This window comes from Mesorhizobium sp. M7A.F.Ca.US.006.04.2.1 (assembly GCF_004022915.1).
Lineage (GTDB): Bacteria > Pseudomonadota > Alphaproteobacteria > Rhizobiales > Rhizobiaceae > Mesorhizobium > Mesorhizobium ciceri.
This window is the reverse complement of sequence record NZ_RZQA01000977.1, coordinates 1-2,118: the sequence shown is the minus strand read 5'-3', so window position 1 is coordinate 2,118 and position 2,118 is coordinate 1. Positions and strand designations below refer to the sequence as shown.

The following is a 2,118-nucleotide window of genomic DNA, read 5'->3' as shown; positions in this document are numbered from 1 at the left end:
TTGGACGTAAATGCGGTTCGCGGAAACGCAGGTCTGGCCGGCATTGCGGAACTTCGCCTGGACCGCACCGTCAACAGCACCGTCAATGTCGGCATCATCGAAGATGATGAAAGGTGCATTGCCGCCGAGTTCAAGGCTGACCTTCTTGATCTGGTCAGAGCACTGACGCATCAGCAGCCGTCCGACCTCGGTCGAACCGGTGAAGCTGATCTTTCGAATCTTGGAATTGGTGCAGAGTTCACGGCCCACGCGATCACCTTCGGACGCATAGATCAGGTTGACCACGCCATCGGGAAAGCCGGCCTGATGGGCGAGGGCGAACATTGCGCCAGCCACGAGCGGCGTCTGTTCAGCGGGCTTGAGCACGATTGTGCAGCCCGCAGCCAAGGCCGGCGAGATTTTGCGCGCCACCATGGAGGCCGGGAAATTCCATGGCGTGATCGTGCCAACAACGCCGATGGGCTGCTTGATCACTAGCATTCGGCGGTCTGTCGAGGGTGCCGAGATCGTCTCGCCATAGACGCGATTGGCCTCCTCGGCATACCATTGCAGATACGCCGCCGCATGCGATACCTCTGAAATGGCTTCGGCAAGCGGCTTGCCCATTTCCGCAGTCAGAATCGCGGCGAGATCGCCTGCATGGTCGATGATCAGCTGATGCCATCGCCAAAGAACGTCGCTACGTTCTCGGGCCGTCAACGCGGCCCATCCCGACTGCGCAACATAGGCCTTGTCTACCGCAGCACGTGTCTCCTCCACGCCCATATCGGGAAGCTCTGCCAAAACTTCGCCGGTCGACGGATTGACGACCTCGAACGTCTTATTGCCAACTGGTCTGCCGAGTGCCGGCAGGCGGTCGATGGCTCCAAACAGGTGCGGGGATTTCAGACGGCGGATCATCGGCAGGCACAGGGGCAATACCGGATTCCTCCTCAACGCAGCGAACATCCAGGTCGACAGGCCGTCAGTGTGTATTCTGCACCAGTGGGTTCGTCGTAGGGCCTCGGCAAAGCAGCTGGTAGACCACGCTAGCCCGATGAAAAGACAGCAGTTTCGTTAGTTTGAGTGCCCGCGGTTCATCAATTGATGGATTAAGCAGTCGGATGTTTGCTTCATCCACCATGCCTGCTGGTGGCATGCGACTGAATTCTGCAAAAAGGCGGCATACATGCTGAGGAGCGCCATTTCGGCGAGAGGCCGCCGGACCGCCAATGCCGCGCAAGGTCGGCGAAAACGACTCCGCGCGTCTGCATGATCTGCTTGGCCCACGGGCCTCCACATTCGCTCTTCCCACGAGAAGCCCCGATGAAGAAGGAAGGTGAGATGAGTTTCTTTACTCATCCTTGCCGCCCAGCGGCGGGCCGACCACCAAAATGGCGGGCTCGGCCGAAAGCAGCTTTTTGGCCGCCGCCTTGACCTGTTTGAGCGTCACCCGACCGATGCTGCGGGCGCGACGCTGGTTGTAGTCGACGTCGGCCTTGTGAATCTGCAAATCCAGGAGCCGGTCTGCAATCGAGCGGGTCGAGCCCAGTTGGTCGATGGCATAGGCGCCGATCAGGTGCTTCTTCGACGCCTTGAGCTCGGCCCCGGTCGGTCCTTGCTGCGCCATCTGCTTTACCACATCTCGCACGATGCTCAGTGTTTGGGCAGCGCAGTCCGAGCGTGTCTCTGTCGTAACCAGAAGCGAGTCAAGGGTTAGTTCAGAGCTGACGTGATAGGCAAGGCCGCGTTTTTGACGTACCTCCTCGTAAAGGCGGGAAGTCAAGTATGAGCCGCCAAGGATGTCGTTCAGCAGCACGGCCGCGTAGAAATCCGGCGCGCTAGGCTTCACGCCAGGCCAGGCCAACGTCAGCGAAGTCTGCGGCAGGTCGTAGTTCTCCTCCACCAGTTGACCGAGTTTCGGCGCGACATCGTAGACGGGGACGAGGGTTTGTTGCTCAGGCAAATCACCAAACAGCTGGTCAAGCCTTTCCCTCAACGTGTTCGCGTCAATGTCACCCACCACGGCAATATGGAGCCCGTCGCGAGCGAAAATGGCCTGGTGGAAGGCGCGGAGGTCGGACGGCGTGATGCCGGGCAGGCTCTCTTTTGTGCCTTCTCACAGCCTTGAACAAGGAT

General features: G+C 59.6%; 2 protein-coding genes. Both read right to left on the bottom strand.

Annotation, left to right across the window (positions count from 1 at the left end):
* Positions 1–918, bottom strand: a 918-nt coding sequence (locus tag EN925_RS33060) for an aldehyde dehydrogenase family protein (RefSeq protein ID WP_127309517.1), incomplete at its 3' end; no start/stop codon positions are given.
* Between the two features lie 415 nt (positions 919–1,333).
* Positions 1,334–2,071 (bottom strand): pitrilysin family protein, encoded by a 738-nt coding sequence (locus tag EN925_RS33055; protein WP_348630381.1) that lies wholly within the window; start codon positions 2,069–2,071, stop codon positions 1,334–1,336.
* Positions 2,072–2,118: the final 47 nt, after the last annotated feature.